23 protein-coding genes are annotated in these 20,335 nt (G+C 40.1%); 8 read left to right on the forward strand and 15 right to left on the reverse strand.

Going from position 1 to position 20,335, the window contains the following annotated elements; genetic code table 11:
• The first annotated feature begins 72 nt into the window (after positions 1-72).
• Positions 73-1,497 (forward strand): PLP-dependent aminotransferase family protein, encoded by a 1,425-nt coding sequence (locus KIP84_RS00225; RefSeq protein WP_213689100.1) that lies wholly within the window; start codon positions 73-75, stop codon positions 1,495-1,497.
• Positions 1,498-1,499: 2 nt separating this feature from the next.
• Here KIP84_RS00225 and KIP84_RS00230 read toward each other — a convergent pair whose 3' ends face one another.
• From KIP84_RS00230 to KIP84_RS00265, 8 genes are all read right to left on the reverse strand, one after another.
• Positions 1,500-2,528 (reverse strand): NAD(P)-dependent alcohol dehydrogenase, encoded by a 1,029-nt coding sequence (locus KIP84_RS00230; protein ID WP_170247953.1) that lies wholly within the window; start codon positions 2,526-2,528, stop codon positions 1,500-1,502.
• 38 nt (positions 2,529-2,566) lie between these two features.
• On the reverse strand, positions 2,567-3,127 hold the full coding sequence (locus KIP84_RS00235; RefSeq protein WP_151282522.1) for a DNA-3-methyladenine glycosylase I: 561 nt from the start codon (positions 3,125-3,127) through the stop codon (positions 2,567-2,569).
• A 30-nt stretch (positions 3,128-3,157) separates the two neighbouring features.
• Entirely contained in the window at positions 3,158-3,403 is a 246-nt protein-coding gene (locus KIP84_RS00240) for a hypothetical protein (RefSeq protein ID WP_005066589.1), read from the reverse strand.
• 9 nt (positions 3,404-3,412) lie between these two features.
• A complete protein-coding gene (locus tag KIP84_RS00245) occupies positions 3,413-3,949 on the reverse strand; it encodes a M23 family metallopeptidase (RefSeq protein WP_002119177.1) in 537 nt (178 codons plus the stop codon).
• Between the two features lie 47 nt (positions 3,950-3,996).
• Positions 3,997-5,031, reverse strand: coding sequence for an A/G-specific adenine glycosylase (mutY, locus tag KIP84_RS00250; protein WP_002119190.1), 1,035 nt, complete (start codon positions 5,029-5,031; stop codon positions 3,997-3,999).
• 140 nt (positions 5,032-5,171) lie between these two features.
• Complete coding sequence (locus tag KIP84_RS00255; protein WP_002119132.1) at positions 5,172-5,534, reverse strand: HIT family protein; 363 nt, start codon at positions 5,532-5,534, stop codon at positions 5,172-5,174.
• A 184-nt stretch (positions 5,535-5,718) separates the two neighbouring features.
• Entirely contained in the window at positions 5,719-6,456 is a 738-nt protein-coding gene (locus tag KIP84_RS00260; protein WP_213689101.1) for a dienelactone hydrolase family protein, read from the reverse strand.
• 171 nt (positions 6,457-6,627) lie between these two features.
• On the reverse strand, positions 6,628-6,786 hold the full coding sequence (locus KIP84_RS00265) for a DUF1328 domain-containing protein (RefSeq protein WP_002053759.1): 159 nt from the start codon (positions 6,784-6,786) through the stop codon (positions 6,628-6,630).
• A gap of 193 nt (positions 6,787-6,979) precedes the next feature.
• Between KIP84_RS00265 and KIP84_RS00270 the strand changes: the two genes are divergently transcribed.
• The 3 genes from KIP84_RS00270 (at position 6,980) to KIP84_RS00280 (ending at position 10,092) form a co-directional block, all read left to right on the forward strand.
• Entirely contained in the window at positions 6,980-7,438 is a 459-nt protein-coding gene (locus tag KIP84_RS00270) for a YcgN family cysteine cluster protein (protein ID WP_213689102.1), read from the forward strand.
• A 110-nt stretch (positions 7,439-7,548) separates the two neighbouring features.
• Complete coding sequence (locus KIP84_RS00275) at positions 7,549-8,721, forward strand: PQQ-dependent sugar dehydrogenase (protein WP_213689103.1); 1,173 nt, start codon at positions 7,549-7,551, stop codon at positions 8,719-8,721.
• Between the two features lie 105 nt (positions 8,722-8,826).
• Positions 8,827-10,092 (forward strand): replication-associated recombination protein A, encoded by a 1,266-nt coding sequence (locus tag KIP84_RS00280; protein WP_032057143.1) that lies wholly within the window; start codon positions 8,827-8,829, stop codon positions 10,090-10,092.
• Positions 10,093-10,105: 13 nt separating this feature from the next.
• Here the strand turns inward: KIP84_RS00280 and KIP84_RS00285 are convergent, their stop codons facing one another.
• From KIP84_RS00285 to dapA, 5 genes are all read right to left on the reverse strand, one after another.
• Positions 10,106-10,942, reverse strand: a complete 837-nt coding sequence (locus KIP84_RS00285; RefSeq protein ID WP_057085416.1) for a formate/nitrite transporter family protein — start codon at positions 10,940-10,942, stop codon at positions 10,106-10,108.
• 149 nt (positions 10,943-11,091) lie between these two features.
• A complete protein-coding gene (locus tag KIP84_RS00290) occupies positions 11,092-11,295 on the reverse strand; it encodes a hypothetical protein (protein WP_032036259.1) in 204 nt (67 codons plus the stop codon).
• 191 nt (positions 11,296-11,486) lie between these two features.
• Positions 11,487-12,206: a phosphoribosylaminoimidazolesuccinocarboxamide synthase gene (purC, locus tag KIP84_RS00295; protein WP_002119240.1), complete on the reverse strand. Its 720-nt coding sequence runs from the start codon at positions 12,204-12,206 to the stop codon at positions 11,487-11,489.
• Between the two features lie 36 nt (positions 12,207-12,242).
• Positions 12,243-12,845: a hypothetical protein gene (locus KIP84_RS00300; RefSeq protein WP_002119179.1), complete on the reverse strand. Its 603-nt coding sequence runs from the start codon at positions 12,843-12,845 to the stop codon at positions 12,243-12,245.
• 15 nt (positions 12,846-12,860) lie between these two features.
• Positions 12,861-13,754, reverse strand: coding sequence for a 4-hydroxy-tetrahydrodipicolinate synthase (dapA, locus tag KIP84_RS00305; RefSeq protein ID WP_017402863.1), 894 nt, complete (start codon positions 13,752-13,754; stop codon positions 12,861-12,863).
• A 328-nt stretch (positions 13,755-14,082) separates the two neighbouring features.
• Here dapA and pncA point away from each other — a divergent pair, with 328 nt between their 5' ends.
• The 3 genes from pncA to KIP84_RS00320 all read left to right on the forward strand — a co-directional run bounded on the left by pncA (position 14,083) and on the right by KIP84_RS00320 (position 17,239).
• A complete protein-coding gene (gene pncA / locus KIP84_RS00310) occupies positions 14,083-14,727 on the forward strand; it encodes a bifunctional nicotinamidase/pyrazinamidase (protein ID WP_213689104.1) in 645 nt (214 codons plus the stop codon).
• 53 nt (positions 14,728-14,780) lie between these two features.
• On the forward strand, positions 14,781-15,719 hold the full coding sequence (locus KIP84_RS00315) for a bile acid:sodium symporter family protein (protein WP_130625728.1): 939 nt from the start codon (positions 14,781-14,783) through the stop codon (positions 15,717-15,719).
• 176 nt (positions 15,720-15,895) lie between these two features.
• Positions 15,896-17,239, forward strand: coding sequence for an MATE family efflux transporter (locus KIP84_RS00320; protein WP_213689105.1), 1,344 nt, complete (start codon positions 15,896-15,898; stop codon positions 17,237-17,239).
• Positions 17,240-17,280: 41 nt separating this feature from the next.
• Here the strand turns inward: KIP84_RS00320 and KIP84_RS00325 are convergent, their stop codons facing one another.
• On the reverse strand, positions 17,281-17,730 hold the full coding sequence (locus KIP84_RS00325; RefSeq protein WP_213689106.1) for a DUF523 domain-containing protein: 450 nt from the start codon (positions 17,728-17,730) through the stop codon (positions 17,281-17,283).
• Between the two features lie 528 nt (positions 17,731-18,258).
• Here KIP84_RS00325 and hppD point away from each other — a divergent pair.
• On the forward strand, positions 18,259-19,314 hold the full coding sequence (hppD, locus tag KIP84_RS00330) for a 4-hydroxyphenylpyruvate dioxygenase (RefSeq protein WP_002119157.1): 1,056 nt from the start codon (positions 18,259-18,261) through the stop codon (positions 19,312-19,314).
• Between the two features lie 70 nt (positions 19,315-19,384).
• On the opposite strand, the gene KIP84_RS00335 is transcribed toward hppD, so the two are convergent.
• Entirely contained in the window at positions 19,385-20,164 is a 780-nt protein-coding gene (locus KIP84_RS00335) for an IclR family transcriptional regulator (protein ID WP_002119135.1), read from the reverse strand.
• Positions 20,165-20,335 lie beyond the last annotated feature (171 nt).

Raw genomic sequence — 20,335 nt, forward strand, 5'->3', positions numbered from 1 at the left:
GTTGATTTCTATAGCCTAAAGGTGTTCTATAAACCAGTACAGATACAGAAATTTTTAAAAAAGCAGCACAGAATGACCTTCCAATATCAGGTTCTTGCCAATCAATTAGCGCATCGTATTTATCAAGATGAGCTTAAACCTCACCAGAAACTTATTTCTTTACGAGATTTTGCTCGTCAGCACAGCATTAGTTTAAGTACAGCAAAAAGTTGTTATGAGTTACTTGAGGCGAGGGGGCTTATTTATGTAAAGCCGAAGTCAGGTTATTTTGTAGTTGCTCGTGCACAATCGGGCCCCATTCCTGAAAGTCCAGATTTCTTGTCTTTACCTCGACAAGTTTCAAATCTGGAATTGCATAATCAAATTCAGGAAGCTGCCTTACAAAGCCATCTTGTACCATTAGGCTCTATTCAGTTAACGCCTCATTTTATTCCTGTGGAAGGTTTACGTCGTTCTATACAACGGGCTTTAAAAAATTGTCAGCCTCAAGACTTTCTTTATTGTAATAAACAAGGGCATGAGCAATTAAGAAAAGCGTTATCTGATCATTGGCGTGAAGATGGGATTTTTATCGCGGCAGAAGATATTTTTATTACCAATGGCTGCATGCCTGCTTTGTCTTTGGTGATTCAACATCTAACAGAAGTAGGCGATAGTATTTTAATCCCGACACCTACTTTTAATGGACAACTACAGCTTATAGCAAGTTTAAAACGACAGATTATTGAAATTCCAGCGCATCATCGTGGTATCGATCTTGAGCGCTTAGAATCATTTATGAAGCAAGGTTTGGCTAAAGTTTGCTTAATGACAGCCAACTATCAAAATCCATTGGGATACTGTTTAAGTAATACAGAAAAACAAAAGATTGCCGAATTAGCAGCAAAGTATCAGTGCTTTATTATCGAAGATGATATTTATGGAGAGTGTGGTTACAGCGGTGAGCGACCATTACCTATACGCTATTGGGACCGTGAAGGCTATGTGATTTGGTGTGGATCGGTTTCTAAGTCGTTATCGAGTGCGTATCGCGTAGGATGGTTCTGTTTAACAACAAAGTTAGAACATTTAAGGCTTGAGCTGTTAGCCAGTAATATTGGGGTCAATACACCGCTACAATTAGGTCTAGCTGATTTTATTTATAGTCGTGGTTATAGGGAGCATTTAGAGCAGTTAAGACCGAATTTGATGCGGCAAGTCGAGGAGTATCGTAGTTGTATTTTAAATGCATTTGAAGGTATTCCAATTGCACTGAGTCAACCAGAAGGTGGTTATGCTTTATGGATGCAGTTAACTAAAACTGTAGATAGTTTGGCGCTCTATTACACTGCAAAATCTCACGGAATTACTGTAGTTCCCGGTCATGTTTTTGGTGAGGATGAACGCTATCGGCATTTTATTCGTTTAAATGCAGGTCATGAGCTAACAGCAGATGTCCGCCAAGCAATTAAAGACTTAGCGAACTGGTCACGGCAACAGATTAAAACAGCGAGTTAGTCTTATTCTGCAAAGTCTGCCTTAAGCACAATGCGGTAGCGTGCCTGCCCTGAGTGTAGACGCTCAATTGCTTCATTGAGCTGTGACATCGGAAATAGCTCAATTTGAGGCGCAATTTTTTTACGTGCAGCAAACTTTAAAAGCTGACGTAGTGCAGCAGGTGAGCCCGTAGGTGAACCAGTCACTGACTTAGCACCACCAATAAGAGAGCCAACAGAAACAGGAACAGGCTCAAGCGTAAGGCCTAAGAAATGTAAGGTTCCGTTTGGTGCCAGTGTTGCAATAAAAGCAGACCAATTTAGAGTCACATTCACGGTACTCAGCAATAAATCGAATTTACCTTTTTGAGCTTTTACTGCCGCTGTATCGCGACTATTTACCACATGGTCGGCTCCCATTGCTTTGAGTTCTTCCGTTTTATCTGGGTTAGAACTAAAAGCAGTGATTTCACAGCCCCATGCTTTAAGTAGCTTAATGGCTATATGGCCTAAACCACCAATGCCAATTACACCGACATGATGCGTTGCCTGAATTTTGTGTTTGAGTAGTGGATCAAAAACGGTAATTCCGCCGCAAAGTAAAGGGCCTGCACTTTCAGCGTCTAAATCTTCAGGGAGGGGAATAGCCCACTGCCAACCTGCGCGAACTTTATCGGCAAAGCCACCCGCATGTCCTACGATTGTTGCAACATTTCCACCTGTACACAGTACTTGCTGACCACCAATACATTCATCACAGGCTTGGCAACTTTCAGCTGTCCAACCAATACCGACACGTTGCCCGATTTGTAGACCTTTGGCTTCTGAGCCCAAAGCAACAATTCGTCCAATAATTTCATGACCTGCAACCACAGGGTACACGGTTGAACGCCATTCATTGTTTAAAACAGAAATATCAGAATGACATAAACCACAATATTCAACTTTTACCTCAACCTGATGCGGTTGTAATTCACCTGCGTCAAATTGATAGGGAACCAGTTTTTCACCTGCCTGCATTGCAGCATAAGCTTGAATCGTATTATTGCTCATCGGAAACTCCTTAAGCGGCTTTGAACCGTTCTGGTGGGTTATGAAGCTTTAAATTGACAATCGTTTTCATGATCATCGACCATGCCTACTGCCTGCATAAAAGCATAGCAAGTGGTTGGACCAACAAATTTGAAACCATTCTTTTTAAGAGTTTTGGAAAGTTTTACGCTCAGTTCGGTTTGAGCAGGGGCCTTACGATAATCTACAACATCATTGTTTTGTGGAGCTGCATCTACAAACTGCCAAAGCCATGTAGGAACATCACCGACTTGTACTTTGAGCGCTTGCCAAGCAATAGCATTATCACGAATGGCTTTGAGTTTACCCAAGTGACGAATTAAGCCAGCATCGGATAATTTTAGTTCTAGAAAATCATCTGTAAATGAAGCAATGTCTGCAATCGGATGATTAAAAAAATGCTGACGATAGCTTTCTCTTTTTTTCAGTACGGTAATCCATGAGAGGCCTGCTTGCTGACCTTCAAGACAGAGCATTTCAAATAATCGTGCTTCGTCGTGTTCAGGTTTACCCCATTCTTCATCATGGTAAGCAATATAGAGTGGATCGTCGGAACACCATCCGCAACGTTGAGTTTTCATGATAATGCTCCTTATATTTATCTTAGAATTTTAAAGTTTAAATAACACCCATTCATTCGGGCGAGTATCCCAATAATACAGTTCTGCTTGTGTTAAGTCTTCAAACTTTAGCCAAAAGTCTTTGCCAACTTTGTCTGAAAAACCGGTACTGATCAGTAGGGCATCATCGCTGATTTCCATGATCCAGCCTTGATAGCTATTGCCATTTAAAACGATCTTTTGCTGGTTGCCAGACTCGGCAAACTCTACTAAGCGATTGATCAGCGCTTCCGACATAAAATGTTCCTAGCGTAAATATGAATAAGGATTAACAGCACCACGACCTTTACCATCTAAGTAAAGACCATAATGAAGATGAGGTGAAGTATAACGTGCATTGCCCGTATTGCCGACATAGCCAATGAGGTCGCCCTTTTTGACATAGTCACCCACATTTAAGCCACGTTTGTGACCATCAAGATGAGCATAATAATGCCATGTCCCGGCTGGACCTAAAATCCAGATGACTTTGCCACCTAAGTTGTTATTGCGAAGATCTGCAACGAGACCTTCGGTTGCACTGTACACTTTGGTTCCACGTGGAGCCAAAATATCAATTCCTTCGTGACTACGGCCCTGACTCCGAGCAGCTCCCCATGTGTCTTTTAACTCATCACGGTCAATACCTTTTACAGGTACAGGTAGTCGACTTGGAAGCTGCATACTTTTGAGTTTGATGACTTGAGCAGGTGGAAGTGGGGCAGGTTTTTTAGGTGCACTGGCACAGGCAGCCAATAGAATAATCAGAAAACCAAGTGAGAAATGAGAAACAAAACGTCGCACAAAATACTCCCTGTCACAGCCATATCAAAATTATTTTACTCACTATGTCATGAACGGCTTGTCGAGATCAATTTTTTCATAGCGGTTGGAACACCTTTGGCAATGGCTTGTTCTTGACTCAACCATTGACCTTCAAGTTCAATAGCCAGATGTTCTTTTTGATCAGGTTCCACGTGGAACACGTGAGCATTAAGTAACCATGTGAAATGAGTGAAACTATGGCTGATCTGAAAAGTTTGTGCTTGAGGCTGTAGTTTAAATTGTTGGCTTAAGCTCAGTCGTTCATGTTCATTTTCTAAAATAGGTAAACAGAATAAACCGCCCCATAGACCATGAGCTTGACGTTGTTGCCAGAACCATTCATCTTCGCACTGAATAATAAGAACATCTGCTGTTTTTACAGGCGGTGTTTTTTTCGGCTTTTTAAAAGGTAACTCTTGTTCTAAACCTTGCTGATAAGCCTGACAATGAGCTTGCATTGGACAATATAAACATAGCGGTTTTTTAGGCGTACAAATGGTTGCGCCGAGATCCATAATCGCTTGAGTGTAGTCATGATTGCGATGTGTAGGGCAAAGCTCTTCAGCCAGTTTCCACATTTCACGCTCGTGTTGTGGTTTGCTTAAGTCATCTTCAATGGCAAAGAAGCGAGCTAAAACGCGTTTCACGTTGCCATCCATAATGACGCCGTACTGACGTAAACCTAAAGACATGAGCGCGCCTGCGGTAGAGCGACCAATGCCAGGTAGTGCAATCCATTCTTCTAGCGTTTCAGGAAATTTACCTTGCTGCGTGACAAGACCAGCCGCTTTATGCAAATTGCGGGCACGAGCGTAGTAACCGAGGCCAGCCCAATAAGGTGCTACTTCATCCCAAGTTGCATGACCTAAAGCTTCTACAGTCGGGAAGCGCTCCATAAAGCGATCAAAATATTGCAGAACTGTTTTTACCTGAGTCTGTTGTAGCATAATTTCAGAAACCCAAACTTTGTATGGATCATTGGCAACTTGCCAAGGCAAATCGTGACGACCATGTTGATCGAACCAGTTTAAGAGGGCATCAGAAAAAGAAAATTCAGGCATGAACAGCTATAGAAGAGAAGTAAGGGCTAAATTATAGCTGAAATTTAGATGAAATTTTGTTTAAAGAAAACGAAGAAAATGGACATATAAAAACAGGGACTACATCAAAAATGTAGTCCCTGTTCTATGGGTAAAAAGAATTAATCCTTTTGTACACCCCAAAGTTGATCTAGTTTCAACGGCTGGTTTTTATAGTAAGGAATGACATGAATGTGGAAATGATCTGAAGTTTTTCCAAAAACTTCACCATCATTAAAGCCAATATGAAAGCCATCTGGTTGATGACGAAGCTGGGTTTCATGACGGGCAATTTCAAGAAGTGTAAGCAAGCCTTGATGTTCTTTAGACGTAATGTCAAAAAAAGAACTAACATGGCGCAGTGGTGTTACTACACAGTGGCCTTTAGATAACGGGTTAGAATCAGGCAAAATTACGGCAAATTCATTCTTATCAATGATGTCATATTCATCAAATTCGCAATACGGACATTTCTTGTCAGTCATTGTTGTATCCTCTCATGTTATTCCATTAAACCCCGAGTGCGGGAAATAAGACTAGGCTTTGCTCTAGCTCAACGGGAGTATAGTTATTGAAGTATGGTTTAAAAAATACAGTAAAAATATTGCAAAGTCATAAACATTTAAGGGAGCAAATGCAAAAAAACCATTTGCTCCAAATTTGCTTCTTTTATTTTAGAGTACGATCTAATAAAGCGTACATTTTAGCAAGGCCTTGTTTTTCCGCTTCGCTATTGTAGCCAAGGTCCACACCGTTCGCTTTAGCTCTTTCATCGGCAAGCGGGTTACTAAAGCCATGTTTAGCACCTTCTAAAACCACTACTTCGTGTTTAACCTCAGCAGCTTGCATCTCTTTTTCGAAATTAGCAATATCTTCTAAGGTGACCATACTGTCTAATTCACCATGTAGAACTAAAACTTCACCTTGAATGTCGCCTTTTTGAGCAGGAGCTTTAGGCGTTAATGTGCCATGGAAAGTTGCAGTTGCTTTTAGTGGAGCACCTGAACGCGCAAGATCTAATACGACTTTACCACCATAGCAGTAACCGACAGCGGCAATTTTTTCACTGTTTACTTCCGGTTGAGCAGCTAAAGTTTGAAGCCCAGCATTGGCACGATCAGTCACCGTGTCTAACTCTTCAAATGTCTGCATCATCCATTCATAGGCTTGAGCTGCGGTGGTTGTAACTTTTTTATCACCATACATATCAATTGCAAGCGCAGCATAGCCGTGTTCAGCAAGTTCACGTGCGCGTTGCTCTGTATATTCGTTACGTCCCCACCACTCAGGAGCAACAATCACACCCGCAACAGGTGTTTCGCTATCTGGAGCCGCAAAGTAACCAATTAAATGGCTACCGTCTGGTGCAGTATATTGAATTTCACGGGTTTTAATTGCAGTACTCATGACATTAATCCTGAAATTTAAATCGATTTAAATACGCTTGATTAAAGCATAAAAATTAAGAACTAAAATAAATAACTATGTAAAAATCTACATCAAAAGAAAAAGATACAAAGTTATAAGCAATAAAAAAGAAGGAAACCAGTTCCTTCTTTTTATGTGATCATGATTAAATTAAGTTCGGCCTCGAGAAATGAACCCAATTACAGCTAGAATTACAGCTACAACTAATAAAATCACGGCAAAGTCTTTAGATAGCCCTGCAACACCACCAAACCCTAATAGACTGGCAATGAGTGCAATTACTGCAAAAATTATCGCCCAACGGAACATAATGCTGTCCTCCTTATTTTTCATTGTCATTTAACTATATAGCGTGTTTTTTACTCGGAATGTGTCGTTTATGTGGTTGAAATGTATATTAAACAATCATTTTGTGATGTCATAAATAAAGCTTCTTTTTTAGTACAGACCACTTCAATGCTATACTGATACATCATTTTATCTCATCAGCTGTTAAAAGATTATGTCTACCGAGACCTCACTTCGACCACTCTTTTGGAAAAACTATCCGTTAGAGCAACTGACTCAGGCTGAGTGGGAAGCTTTATGTGATGGCTGTGGTTTATGCTGTCTGGTAAAACTAGAAGATGAAGATACACATGAGGTGGCTTATACCAAAGTGGCCTGTAAGTTACTTGATTGTGGTACAGGGCGTTGCACGGACTATCCAAATCGTCAGCAGCAAGTACCTGACTGCCTACAATTAACGGTAGAGTCTTTAAAAACAATCCACTGGTTGCCTTCAAGCTGTGCCTATAAGCGATTGAATGAAGGCAAGAATTTACCTTCTTGGCATTATTTAAATACGGGTTCGAGACAAAGCGTGGTTAAAGCGAAAAAGTCAGTTGCAGGACGTTGTATTTCTGAAGTTGATATCCATGAAGATGATCTTGAAGATTATATTGTGCGGTGGGTGCGCTAATTTAGTCTTAAATGAGAATGTTTGATTACAGCGTATAATAAAGTAACACTTTTATCGTAATTTTTTTGCTCATCTCCGTAATATAACAATAAAAACAAAAGGAGATAAAAATGATGAGACGATTAGCAGCCCCCTTATTATGTAGTAGCTTTTTTTTGTTAATGGCCTGTGGGTCTAATAATACCAATTCAAAAAATCCTGAACAAAATACGACTGCAAAAGCAGATCAGTCTGTTGCCATCAAACAAACTTATCAGGTTGAAGCAGTTTCACACTTTAATGAGCCTTGGGCTGTGACCAGTCTGCCTGATCAGCGTTTATTAGTGACTGAACGGCAAGGTAAATTAAAAATTTTTAACCCAAAAAATAAGCAAATGTTGGATGTGCAAGGTGTTCCAGCGGTGAACTATGGAGGACAGGGTGGTTTAGGAGATGTCATTTTACACCCTGACTTTGCCAAGAATCACTGGGTTTATCTCAGCTATGCTACGAAAGGACAGGGTGGATCTGGGGCAGTGATTTCACGTGCGAAACTAGATTTATTTCATCCTAATCAGCCAAAACTTAACGAGATAAAGCAGATTTGGCAGCAAGTACCCAAAGTTTCAGGACAAGGCCATTACGGACATCGAATGCTTTTTGGTACAGATGGTAAGCTGTGGGTCAGTTCAGGTGAGCGACAAAAGTTTGATCCTGCCCAAAACATGAAAAGTAACTTAGGTAAAATCTTGCGTTTAAATGAGGATGGCACCGCGGCTGTAGGTAACCCTTTTTATAAGCAAGGCGGGGTCACTGCTGAAATATGGTCACTGGGACACCGTAACCCGTTAGGTATGGCTTTTGACCGCCAAGGACAGTTGTGGGTAGTTGAAATGGGGCCTAAAGGTGGTGATGAGCTTAATATTATTACCAAAGGTGAAAATTATGGTTATCCAATCGTTTCAAATGGAGATCATTATTCGGGCCAGCATATTCCAGATCATCACACTCGGCCAGAGTTTAAAGCACCAGAAATTGACTGGACTCCTGTTATCTCTCCATCGAGTATGATCATTTATCGTGGTCAGCAATTTCCTGCATGGCAAAATAAAGCCTTAATTGGCGGGTTATCTTCCGAAGCGATTATTGTGGTGGATTTACAACATAAGCCCGTGAAAGAAGTGCAAAGATTGGATATGAAAAAACGTATTCGTGGATTGCATGAAGCACAAGACGGCTCGATTTGGGTCATTGAAGACGGCCCAAATGCGCGTTTACTTAAGCTGAGTAAGAAACCCTCTTAATGCTAAGCAAGAGCCTGTAAATAAAGAACGTGTCTCATAGATTCAAATTGTAGATTTCTGTGAGACACAATAGACTATAGTGAAAAGACGATAAAGCCATTTGAGATGTCAGACACCCATATTCCACTTCCCGAACGCCTGCGCCCAAGAGACTTGTCTGAAATTATTGGGCAAGATCATTTATTAGGTGAACATGCGCCCTTACGTCAAATGATTGATCAGGGACATTTGCCTTCTATTATTTTTTGGGGACCACCAGGCGTTGGTAAAACAACGATTGCTTTACTTTTGGCACAGGCGATAGACCGTCCATTTGTGAGCTTGTCTGCGCTGAATACGGGCGTAAAAGAATTACGTGAAGTGATTGCAGAAAGTGGTGATTTACTGACACCTGTAGTTTTTATTGATGAAATTCATCGTTTTAATAAATCACAGCAAGATGCTTTATTGGGTGCAGTTGAAAAAGGCAAAATTACCTTAATTGGTGCGACAACTGAAAATCCATCTTTTGAGGTGAATAGCGCGCTTTTATCACGTTGTCAGGTCTATACTTTAAATAGTTTAGACAGTGAGGCAATTCAGACACTACTCAACAATGCACTTCAAAGCGATAGATTCTTAAAAGAACGTTACATTCATATAGAAGAATATGATGCGCTGATTCAGTTTGCAGCAGGTGATGCACGTAAAGCGCTTAATTTACTGGACTTGATCGCAAGTACTTTTGAACCCGAAGTTGAAAACACGATTACTAATGCGGTTGTGGTAAAAGTCGCTCAGCAAAATATTGCGCGTTATGACAAATCTGGCGAGCAGCATTACGACCTTGTTTCTGCCTTTATTAAATCAATTCGCGGCAGTGATCCAGATGCAACTCTATATTGGATGGCTCGTATGCTTAAAGGCGGAGAAGATCCAGTTTTTATTGCAAGACGTATGCTGATTGCCGCCTCAGAAGACATTGGAAACTCCAATCCAAATGCACTATTGCTTGCAGGTGAGTGTTTCCGCTCTGTACAAGCGGTAGGTATGCCTGAGGCTCGAATTATTCTAGGCCAAACAGCAGTTTACCTAGCAACGAGTGCAAAAAGTAATAGTACTTATTTAGCGATTAATAAGGCTCTTGAACTTGCTGAAAAAACAGCAAATTTACCTGTGCCTTTACATTTGAGAAATGCGCCGACCAAGCTTATGAAACAGCAAGGCTATGGAATTAATTATCTCTATCCTCATGATTACCCTGAGCACTTTGTGCTGCAAGACTATTTGCCGCCTGAGTTAAAAGGGACCAAACTCTATGAGTCTGCAAGAAATAAGCGTGAGGTTGAAGGTGAGCGCTTACAGCAACGCAGATGGCAGCAGGAACAATAGTTCCTGCTTTATGCTATTCCAGCTCTTCAGTGACTTGACCATAAATCAGTAGCGTGAACACACCTGTACCGCCAATAATATTACCAATGGTGGTGGGGACGAGGAAAGTAAACAGATACTTACTAATAGAGGCTTCTCCTTGCCAGACTAGATAGGACATTTCTGTAGAACCAACTACTACATGGGTAAAGTCACCCAGTCCTATCAAATACGTCATAAAAAAGATGAGCAGAAACTTATTACTGACTGAAGGCAACATCCAGACCAATGCAGCAATTAACAGCCCTGACATAATGCCTTTGAGCAGATTCTGGGTTGCAGAAAAGGAACCCACATGATGTGCGAGTTCATCTAGTGCTTTATCAATATCTGGCGTAAACAGGTGAGTAGTTAGGAAAAATAAACTCGCCAAAGCTGTTCCAATGATGTTGCATAGAATCACAATGCCCCATAAGCGGCCCACTGCTCGTAATTTATCGAAAGTAAAGGGATTAAATAAAGGCACAACTGTGGTGATAGTATTCTCGGTAAAGAGTTGCATGTGACTCAAAATAGCGATCAAGAACCCAATGGTATAACCAACATTAGTGATTAAATCGGTCCAGACTGCATCAGCTGGGAGATAAGCAGCAATAATCGCTTTAAATACAAATGAAAAACTGATGACTAAACCCGCGGCAATCCCTGAAAAGATCAATGCAGTTGTTGGACGATCAAGCTCTTCGGCACCATCACGGCGGATAATTTCATAAACCAGACGGGGTGACAGTTTCTCATGTTCTTCGACTGCCATTTTTTCACGCCAGCTTAAAGTTTTCTCGACTTTCTTTTCCTCTATTTCATGGTCCATCAGGTTTACTCCTCACTGTATAAATATCTTATATTTATTGTTTTATTTATTGTTAAGGCAGTGTTCAGGATAAATCTAGTCTATTCATAACAGCTTTATGTGTTTTTTTATAAATTGAATGCACAATGGCTGGATCATCAATCACAAAATCAAAGAAAAGTATAAGCTCTTAAAGTACGGATGAGTGCCATATAGTCGCCTTGAGAAGCTTCAGAAATGACGGTTTCTACCTCAGCTTCGCTCCATCCTTGTTTTAAGGCAGAAGTGCTAAAGTTGTTTAATAAGACCAATGGATTTTCACCAAAATGGATTGGATGATTCATTAATCTCTTTTCAAGCTTAGATAATTCCATAGGTTCATCCGAGTTTTTAAATTTAATTATTGTGAAGTGCTTTGTGTTTTTTTAGATTTTAGTGTTTTAAATTAAGCTTATGCAAGTGTTAATTTATTGAAATAGACAAATCTGTCTACATTGTTTGGGGCGCATGGCGCTGAATATAAAAAACCGGGCTTTGGCCCGGTTTTTTTATGAAGTTTTACTGATTAGATGTCAGATAAATCTACGCCTAAACGAGCAGCAACTTCTTCATAAGCTTCAACAACACCGCCTAACCCTTGACGGAAACGGTCTTTGTCGAGTTTCTTCTTAGAGTCTTTATCCCATAAACGGCAGCCGTCTGGAGAGAACTCATCACCAAGCACGATGCGGTCATGGAAAACACCGAATTCAAGCTTGAAGTCCACCAAAATCATGTTGCCTTCAGCAAATAATGCTTTTAATACATCGTTTACTTTATAAGTTAAAACTTTCATTTGTTCTAACTGTTCAGCAGTCGCCCAACCTAAAGCAATCGCTTGAGATTCGTTAACCATTGGGTCGCCTAGACCGTCATCTTTATAGAACAATTCAAATGTAGGAGGAGTTAACTCTTTACCTTCTTCTACACCTAAGCGACGGCATAGAGAACCAGCTGCGTAGTTACGAATTACACATTCAACTGGAATCATTTGAAGTTTTTTAACAAGCACTTCAGTTGGAGAAAGCAATTTTTCAAAATGCGTTTCAATACCCGCAGCAGCAAGTTTTTCCATGATGAAGGCGTTAAAACGGTTGTTCACCTTGCCTTTACGATCTAGTTGTTCGATTTTTTCGCCGTTGAACGCAGAGGCATCATCACGAAAGACTAAAATCAGATGGTCGGCATTGTCTGTTTCATATACAGATTTTGCTTTACCAGTATAGAGCAAGGTTTGTTTTAACATGAGGGAACCTTTTTAAAAAAAATGCCTAGTAAACGACTAGGCTGGCCAATTTTGGTAAATCTGGTTTAGCACTTCAGCAGCCACATCTGGGCTTGCAAAAGTGTTATCTACATTAAATAGAGCAAGAGTATGACTAGAACCTACACCAGTAAGTTTAAGCACATAAGTATTGTCATTTACTTTAATCGTCGCTTGATTACTGCCTTGAGCGATGATGTTGAAATTTAAAGTACTTAAAGTTGCTTTGGTGTATTGCCAGATCTCGGCTGTATTTCCATCAACTTTTAACAACGGGTTTTTATTACCGTCAGTCACAAGCTGAGGACGTCCAAGCGCAGTCGTCGTTTGAGCAGAGGCATCTAGTGTCGCATTACCTTGCGTTTGTTCAGGGCGTGGCAGTGCATAGCGGTTGCCACGCTTATTTTCAAACTTCGGTGCGTTATCGATAGCGCGCTGTTCTACAGTTGGTGCAGGATACAAAGGTGTCGCTGGTCGTACAGTTGCATCGGCAGGATATTCAAGCGGGGCGAGTTGCTTGGCATTTTTATAATCTAAAGAGTGATTATTAATTGCGAAGCGACCACAACCAGCTAAACTTAAGGCTGAAACTGCAAGGACTAAACCAAGACGTAATTGCATCATAAATTGCTCTTATTAAATAATTCCCGCATCTTTTAGGGCATTGCGGAGAGGTTCGCGATATTGCTCAGCGAGAGGAGTGAGTGGTAAACGAATACCAGTATCAATCAGTCCCATCTCATGTAGTGCCCATTTCACAGGAATTGGGTTTGATTCGCAAAATAGAATATTGTGTAAATTTGCAATCTTATTGTTAAGCGTCTTCGCTTGTTGTTCATCTTTGGCAATCGCGACAGCACATACTTCACTCATTGCTTTAGGTGCAACATTTGCAGTAACCGAGATGTTACCGTCAGCGCCAAGAAGCATAAGTTCCCATGCTGTTTCATCATCACCTGAGTACACAGCCATCTTGCCGTTTAATGCCTCAATTAAAGCTTTACCACGAGGTACATCACCTGTTGCATCTTTAATGCCAACAATATTCGAGATCTCTGCTAAACGTACAGCTGTGTCGTTTGAAAGGTCTACGCCAGTACGACCAGGTACGTTATAGAGAATAAGTGGTAATTCAACAGCTTCAGCAATCGCTTTATAGTGTTGGTAAAGGCCTTCTTGGGTTGGCTTGTTATAATATGGTGTTACAAGTAAAGCAGCATCTGCGCCAAGCTCTTTAGCAGCTTTAGTTAATTCGATTGCTTCACGGGTTGAGTTTGCACCAGTACCGGCAATAATTGGAATACGTTTATTGGCTACACGAATAATTTCTTTAATAACCTGTGTGTGCTCTTCCATGCTCAATGTTGAGGCTTCGCCGGTTGTACCGACGGCTACAATACTGTTTGTACCTTGTTCTATGTGCCACTCAACCAGCTTCTCAAGACCCTTCCAATCTACACCGCCGTCTTTCAACATTGGTGTGACGATTGCGACGATTGAGCCTTGAATGGTCTGTGCTTGCTGAGTCATTTTTAAAAATATCCTATTTATCCATCCGAATCTGAGGTAAGAAAAACAAAATGTGGGATGGTTGCAGTATTTTGATTGTCCAGTTCTAACAATAACAGATTGTTGAATGACAATTATGCAAATTATGACTGATCAGACGCATAAGAACAATACGCCTAACGGATAATCGCGATGTAAACTTGAGGAAAAGATAGGATGTTTTCGTTATTGCGCATTAAGAACACCCAATAAACACAACAATACAGTTGGATTCAGCTGAGCCTTACTTAATATGTACTTTTTTTATGGCAAGATAGAATGCAATTTCCCAGTTGGGATTGAAGATGACATGGAAATGAATAAACAACCACAAAATGCGGTTTTAATCGTAGTTGATGTACAAAATGGTTTTACACCGGGTGGAAATTTAGCAGTTGCTGATGCCGATAGAATTATTCCAACTATTAACCAACTTGCTGGTTGTTTTGAAAATGTCGTCCTGACTCAGGACTGGCACCCGGATAATCATATCTCTTTTGCAGCCAATCATTTTGGCAAGCAACCATTTGAAACCATTGAACTCGACTATGGACAGCAGGTGCTTTGGCCTAAGCATTGTGTACAAGGTACTCAAGATGCCGAGTTTCATCCTGATTTAAATATTCCGACAGCTCAACTGATTATCCGAAAAGGTTTTCATGCTCATATTGATAGCTACTCGGCTTTTATAGAAGCTGATCACTCTACAACGACGGGTTTAACAGGTTATCTAAAAGAGCGCGGTATTGATACGGTTTATGTGGTCGGAATTGCTACGGACTTTTGTGTAGCATGGACTGCTTTAGATGCAGTTAAGCAAGGTTTTAAAACTTTAGTGGTTGAAGATGCTTGTAAAGGGATTGATCTGAATGGTTCTTTAGAACAAGCTTGGCAAACCATGCAGCAACAAGGCGTTATCCGTATCCAATCGAATGATCTGTTGAGCGAGTTTTAAGTATATTGCTCTAGTTTTTAACTTTCATATTTTAATTTTTAGGGATAGAAAGTATGGATGCATTCCTGCGCTTTACCCAATTTATTCAAAAAACTTTTGCCCTATGGGTGATTATTTTTGCAGCATTGGCGCTATGGCAGCCTGAACTTTTTGTCTGGCTCAAAGCGTACATTCCATGGATTTTGGGCATTATTATGCTTGGCATGGGAATGACCATGACTGTAGACGACTTTAAAGGTGTATTACAAAGCCCTAAAGCGGTATTGATTGGCGTGGTAGCGCAGTTTGTCGTAATGCCTGGCTTAGCATATGTTCTATGTAAATTATTTAACTTACCGCCTGAAATTGCGGTTGGAGTCATCTTGGTAGGCTGTTGCCCAGGGGGAACCGCTTCAAACGTGATTACCTATATGGCCAAAGGCAATGTCGCTTTATCGGTAGCCTGTACATCGGTATCAACGCTTTTAGCACCTGTATTAACCCCTGCGATTTTCTATCTGCTTGCCAGCCAATGGTTAAAGATTGATGCAGCTTCAATGTTTATTTCGATTTCGCAGGTGGTGCTACTGCCTATTGTGATTGGTTTGATTTTAAGAACATGGCTTAAACGTCAGGTCGAATCTTATATTCAAGTGATGCCTTTAGTTTCGGTCATTGCAATTGTCGCGATTGTGGCAGCCATTATTGGTGGAAGCAAAGCAGCAATTTTACAGTCGGGTTTGCTTATTTTAGCTGTGGTGATCTTACATAACGGGCTTGGATATTTATTAGGTTTTACCGCGGCGCGTTTCTTTAAACTACCTTATGCGGACAGTAAGGCCATTGCTATTGAGGTAGGGATGCAAAACTCAGGCTTAGGTGTTGCGCTCGCAGCAGTACATTTTGCTGCGTCTCCGATTACAGCTGTACCAAGCGCAATTTTCAGTCTTTGGCATAATATTTCTGGGCCTGCGCTTGCGACTTATTGGGCAAGTAAACACAAACAAGAATAACTGTATAAACAACATACATGACAAAAGAAGGCCAAACGAATAGTTTGGCCTTTTCATTTAAAGCATATTTTAGGGGAGCTAAAGCTAGAACTGGTATGTCTTTTGCTTTGAATTGATGCACTAAAAATAACGTGAATATGAGTATAAATCGTAAAGAAAAATAAGGCATTTCCTTGATGAATCAGATTTTTAAATTATTTATTCCCATGCTCTCAAGCAATTTAATTCTAGTTTTAAGTGGATTAGTTGATATTGCTTATGTAGGGCATTTTAGTAACGATCATGTAGCAGCATTATCGGTGACCTTATCTTTATATACAGTGGTTTATGTCATTGGTATGGGGATTCTGCAAGGTGTGATGCTCAAGCTCTCAGAAGCTTATGGTTGCCATAACATACCACGCATTCGTCAAATTTTTATTCAAGGCATCTGGCTAATGTTATGTTCGGCATTGCTAAGTATTGGCTTGCTCTACTTGTTCCGTGATTTGCCCAAGTTGTTTGGTGCATCGGAACATGTTGTTTCAATTACTAAAAACTGTATTTGGGCTTTGGTATTTATTTTACCTGCCCATTTACTGATGCGCTTATTTACAGCTTTATCTCAGGTCACTGAAAATGCGCATAAGGTTTTACTATCAGATAGCATTTTCTTCATTCTTAAAATTATTTTGTCCTATCTTTTAATTTATGGTGTCGCTTTATTTTCAATTCCACCACTCGGTGCGATAGGGGCTTTGTTAGCTACTCTCATTGTACGGTGGTTTATGTTGGCTGTTTACTACCTGTTTTTCCTAGAGAAAGGATACATCTTTATTGAACAACCAGAGCAGTCGACCAAAGACAACCGTCACAGTTTGCGTATGATTTTAAAAATAGGTATCCCGACAGCAATTATGGCGTTGATGGACGTCGTTGCATTTTGTTCGGTTGCTATTCTGATTTTGCCTTTTGGGAGTGTGGTGTCAGCGGCACATCAAATTGTCGCGAGTACTGGCGGCTTCATGTTTATTTTTCCTTCGTCAATTGCCTCGGCTTATAGCATTTTAGTGTCACGATCTATGGGCAGCGGAAACATGGAAGAAGCAAACAAAATTGCCAGACAAAGTATATGGGTGATTATGGCAGTAAGCGGCAGTCTATCCCTGTGTTTATGGCTGGAGAGGGACTTAATTGTCACGTTATATTCAGATGATTTGGCTGTGCAGATTTTGGCTGCATCGTTGTTGTTGATTGTGTGTCTGTCTCACTTTTTAGATGGCTTAATGACGTTATTGACCTCTTTGTTGCGCTGTTGGGATGTGTCGATTTTACCAATGCTGATTTTCTTGGTCGTGGTGTTATGTTTCGGATTAGGCGGTGGTTGGTGGATGGCCTATAAAGGACTGCATTGGCAGGATATCTCGATTTCTGCGATGGGAATTTATGGCTTCTGGTGGATGGCTGCTATAAGTTATTTAGTGGCTTGTCTAATGAGTGCCATCTGTTTCCATTTTAGAAAACAATTAAGAGGTTTTTGATTAGGTAGATCAACACACTCTTAAAGAGGATGTTCTACTAACTAATCTTCAATCTCGTTTTCAGAAATTACTTCAAAGCCGTGGCGCTGCAAAAGCGCCGTGGTGATTCCAACTCCCGTAATTTTCTCACCTTGAAAAGTACCGTTATAAATTTTTTGGCTACCACAAGATGGGCTATTCTCTTTTAAAACCACACAAGTCGCTTTTATTTGCTGCGCAACTTCTAGGGTGCGGTAAGCACCTTTTAAATATAACTCTGTCACATCTAAACCAGATGAATCAGTAATTTTTGCTTTGCCATCAAGCACATCTTGACCTGTTCCGCCCACAATTTCTGCGGGTAAACGGGGAGTGGTAAAACCACCTAATAGCTCTGGGCATAATGCATGGGCTTTTTTATTGATTAATAGCTGCTTAAGTCGGGTATTTGGACAGGATTTACCATCATATCGAACATGTTCACCAATTAAACATGCGCTGACTAAAAGCATAGTTTTCCAAACTCAAAGCAAGAGAGATTTTTGAAGATAAAGAATCATAAACAGAATATCGAATATGACAATTGATTTTAGAAACAGGCAAATTAAAAGATTACTAAAATTATGCAATTCATAATTAAGTTATGTATTGCATAATTTAATTGTTTTTAGTAGCATCTAATTCAAGGTAAATGGCCATTGGAGATCCAACAAGGATGTTGGTCTCCATAAATCTATAAATGATTTTTAGGAAAAGACGATTTTTAAGGGTTTATTGAAAAATCTCAATCGTACTTTTAGATAACAAAGGATAGTGTGTATGGAAAACAAACACCACATGGAACGGAAATTAATCATTAAAGGCTCTACGCTCATCATATCTTCGTTTTAATGACTCGTTTTTTTCTCATAGGATGCGTTGGGTTAAGCCAATTTGACGGTTCAAGTCTTTACCCAATAGCAACGTATTCTATAGAGAAAGGAGCTGAGTTCATCAGCAATAGAGATAAACGGAACAGGTAATCACCAGAGGGAAACTAGATGGATATTTTAGAGAACCCATTAGAATTATGCGGTTTTGCATTTATTGAGTTTGTTTCAAAAGAAAATGAATTAGATCCAGTTTTTGAAACAATCGGCTTTTCAAAAGTAGCCAAGCATAAATCGAAAGAAGCGTACTTATGGCGTCAAGGAAATATCAATATTATCCTGAATTATCAGCCAGAATCTTATGCTTCATTCTTCTTTAATGAACATGGTCCATCTGCTTGTGCGATGGGTTTTAAAACACGTGATGCAGCAAAAGCTTTCCAAAAAGCAGTAGAGCTTGGTGCTGAACCAATGTATTCAAAAGTTGGGCCAATGGAGCTCAACATTCCGGCAATTAAAGGTATTGGTGGGATGCCAATCTTTTTAGTTGATCGTGATATTTATGAAAATGACTTTGTTTTCTTTGATGATGCCGAGAAACGTCCAGTAGGGGCAGGCTTAAATGAAATTGACCATTTAACTCATAATGTCTACAAAGGCCGTATGGAGTATTGGGCAAACTTCTATGAAAAAATCTTTAACTTCCAAGAAATTCGCTACTTTGATATTAAGGGCGAGTATACGGGCTTAACGTCTAAAGCTTTAACAGCACCAGACGGCAAGATCCGTATTCCATTAAACGAAGATTCGGACAAAGGAAACGGTCAAATTGCAGAGTTCCTATCTGACTTTAATGGCGAAGGTATTCAACATATCGCGTTTATTTGTGATGACTTAATCTCGACTTGGGATAAGTTAAAAGGTCTTGGTCTGAAATTTATGACACCGCCGCCAAATACGTATTATGAGATGTTAGAAGATCGTTTACCTGAGCATGGTGAACCGACTGATGAATTAAAACAGCGCGGTATTTTGCTTGATGGTAATACTAAAGATGGTCAGAAAAAGCTGTTATTGCAAATTTTCTCTGAAAATATGATTGGTCCAGTTTTCTTTGAATTTATTCAACGTAAAGATGATGATGGCTTTGGAGAAGGTAACTTCAAGGCGTTATTTGAGTCGATTGAACGTGACCAGATCCGTCGTGGTGTTTTAGAAACTAAATAAATAAGCTGAGCTTTATTCCTGATCTTAAAAAACCAAGAGTTTGATCTCTTGGTTTTTTTATGGCTACTGATTAGCGGCTTTTAATATATTGATTGATGAGGTTCACTTCATTTTTCAAGATTTCAATTGTTTTACTGTGAGGGTCGACTGGTAAAAACATTTCGCTGTCCAGTGCGACAATACAAAACTCAATGCTTTGATTTGAGTTAAACACAGGTAAACCCACCGCATTAATTCCTGTCAGTAAATCACCTTTCGCTGCCGACATTTGTTGCTGGCGAATAGTGTCTTTAAGCTCTGTAAATGCTTGCCAGTTTTGTGGTGCGATGTGCAGACCAAGTTCCTGATGCTTTTGCCATTCTGCTTCCATTAAGGGACGAACAAAATGTTCTGGAAGATAAGAAGCAAATAGACGTCCCGCAGCAGAATTGACTAAAGGCATAATCGAGCCGACTTTAGTCACAATTGAAATAGGGTGGTTTGATTCAATCGACTGAACCACGACAGGGCCTTTTGGTGACCATTTACTAATTTGTATACCGCAACCAATTTTGTTTTGTAGGTCGTAAATTAAATGCTGTACCAGCTGTAGTGTGTCGCTATGCTGGACACAGTTGAGACCTAAGCGCCATGCCTGATCACCTAAAGCATATTGCCCATCATCAAGTTGTTTTGCATATTCCATTCGAATAAGGCTAACCAGATAGCGGTGAACCTTTGCAGGATGCATTTCTAGCTTGCTAGACAGATCTTTGAGAATAATAGGTTGATTGTGTTCCAAAAGGGCGTTTAGTACAGATAAACCGACTTCAAGTGATTGAACCCCCCCAGATACTTTTTCTTCAATCATTTAAATACCCTTAATAAATTTACTTCAGCTGTTAAACAGTGACGATCAAAACATAAATTGAAATTGGTGCGTTTTACATCATGCCTGAGCCTAGTGAAAAATAGAAATCACCTTTTTCTATTAGCGAAATTGACATGTTTAATAACCAACAATTTTCTAAAATCACTATTT

Source organism: Acinetobacter sp. BHS4, assembly GCF_018454425.1.
Classification (GTDB): Bacteria; Pseudomonadota; Gammaproteobacteria; order Pseudomonadales; family Moraxellaceae; genus Acinetobacter; species Acinetobacter pittii.

What these genes read in the sequence shown, in the direction of transcription:
- KIP84_RS00225 (WP_213689100.1), top strand. Translation starts at nt 73, where the DNA reads ATGACCTTCCAATATCAGGTTCTTGCCAATCAATTAGCGCATCGTATT.
- KIP84_RS00230 (WP_170247953.1), bottom strand. Translation starts at nt 2,528, where the DNA reads ATGAGCAATAATACGATTCAAGCTTATGCTGCAATGCAGGCAGGTGAA.
- KIP84_RS00235 (WP_151282522.1), bottom strand. Translation starts at nt 3,127, where the DNA reads ATGAAAACTCAACGTTGCGGATGGTGTTCCGACGATCCACTCTATATT.
- KIP84_RS00240 (WP_005066589.1), bottom strand. Translation starts at nt 3,403, where the DNA reads ATGTCGGAAGCGCTGATCAATCGCTTAGTAGAGTTTGCCGAGTCTGGC.
- mutY (WP_002119190.1), bottom strand. Translation starts at nt 5,031, where the DNA reads ATGCCTGAATTTTCTTTTTCTGATGCCCTCTTAAACTGGTTCGATCAA.
- KIP84_RS00255 (WP_002119132.1), bottom strand. Translation starts at nt 5,534, where the DNA reads ATGACTGACAAGAAATGTCCGTATTGCGAATTTGATGAATATGACATC.
- KIP84_RS00260 (WP_213689101.1), bottom strand. Translation starts at nt 6,456, where the DNA reads ATGAGTACTGCAATTAAAACCCGTGAAATTCAATATACTGCACCAGAC.
- KIP84_RS00265 (WP_002053759.1), bottom strand. Translation starts at nt 6,786, where the DNA reads ATGTTCCGTTGGGCGATAATTTTTGCAGTAATTGCACTCATTGCCAGT.
- KIP84_RS00270 (WP_213689102.1), top strand. Translation starts at nt 6,980, where the DNA reads ATGTCTACCGAGACCTCACTTCGACCACTCTTTTGGAAAAACTATCCG.
- KIP84_RS00275 (WP_213689103.1), top strand. Translation starts at nt 7,549, where the DNA reads ATGATGAGACGATTAGCAGCCCCCTTATTATGTAGTAGCTTTTTTTTG.
- KIP84_RS00280 (WP_032057143.1), top strand. Translation starts at nt 8,827, where the DNA reads ATGTCAGACACCCATATTCCACTTCCCGAACGCCTGCGCCCAAGAGAC.
- KIP84_RS00285 (WP_057085416.1), bottom strand. Translation starts at nt 10,942, where the DNA reads ATGGACCATGAAATAGAGGAAAAGAAAGTCGAGAAAACTTTAAGCTGG.
- KIP84_RS00290 (WP_032036259.1), bottom strand. Translation starts at nt 11,295, where the DNA reads ATGGAATTATCTAAGCTTGAAAAGAGATTAATGAATCATCCAATCCAT.
- purC (WP_002119240.1), bottom strand. Translation starts at nt 12,206, where the DNA reads ATGTTAAAACAAACCTTGCTCTATACTGGTAAAGCAAAATCTGTATAT.
- KIP84_RS00300 (WP_002119179.1), bottom strand. Translation starts at nt 12,845, where the DNA reads ATGCAATTACGTCTTGGTTTAGTCCTTGCAGTTTCAGCCTTAAGTTTA.
- dapA (WP_017402863.1), bottom strand. Translation starts at nt 13,754, where the DNA reads ATGACTCAGCAAGCACAGACCATTCAAGGCTCAATCGTCGCAATCGTC.
- pncA (WP_213689104.1), top strand. Translation starts at nt 14,083, where the DNA reads ATGGAAATGAATAAACAACCACAAAATGCGGTTTTAATCGTAGTTGAT.
- KIP84_RS00315 (WP_130625728.1), top strand. Translation starts at nt 14,781, where the DNA reads ATGGATGCATTCCTGCGCTTTACCCAATTTATTCAAAAAACTTTTGCC.
- KIP84_RS00320 (WP_213689105.1), top strand. Translation starts at nt 15,896, where the DNA reads ATGAATCAGATTTTTAAATTATTTATTCCCATGCTCTCAAGCAATTTA.
- KIP84_RS00325 (WP_213689106.1), bottom strand. Translation starts at nt 17,730, where the DNA reads ATGCTTTTAGTCAGCGCATGTTTAATTGGTGAACATGTTCGATATGAT.
- hppD (WP_002119157.1), top strand. Translation starts at nt 18,259, where the DNA reads ATGGATATTTTAGAGAACCCATTAGAATTATGCGGTTTTGCATTTATT.
- KIP84_RS00335 (WP_002119135.1), bottom strand. Translation starts at nt 20,164, where the DNA reads ATGATTGAAGAAAAAGTATCTGGGGGGGTTCAATCACTTGAAGTCGGT.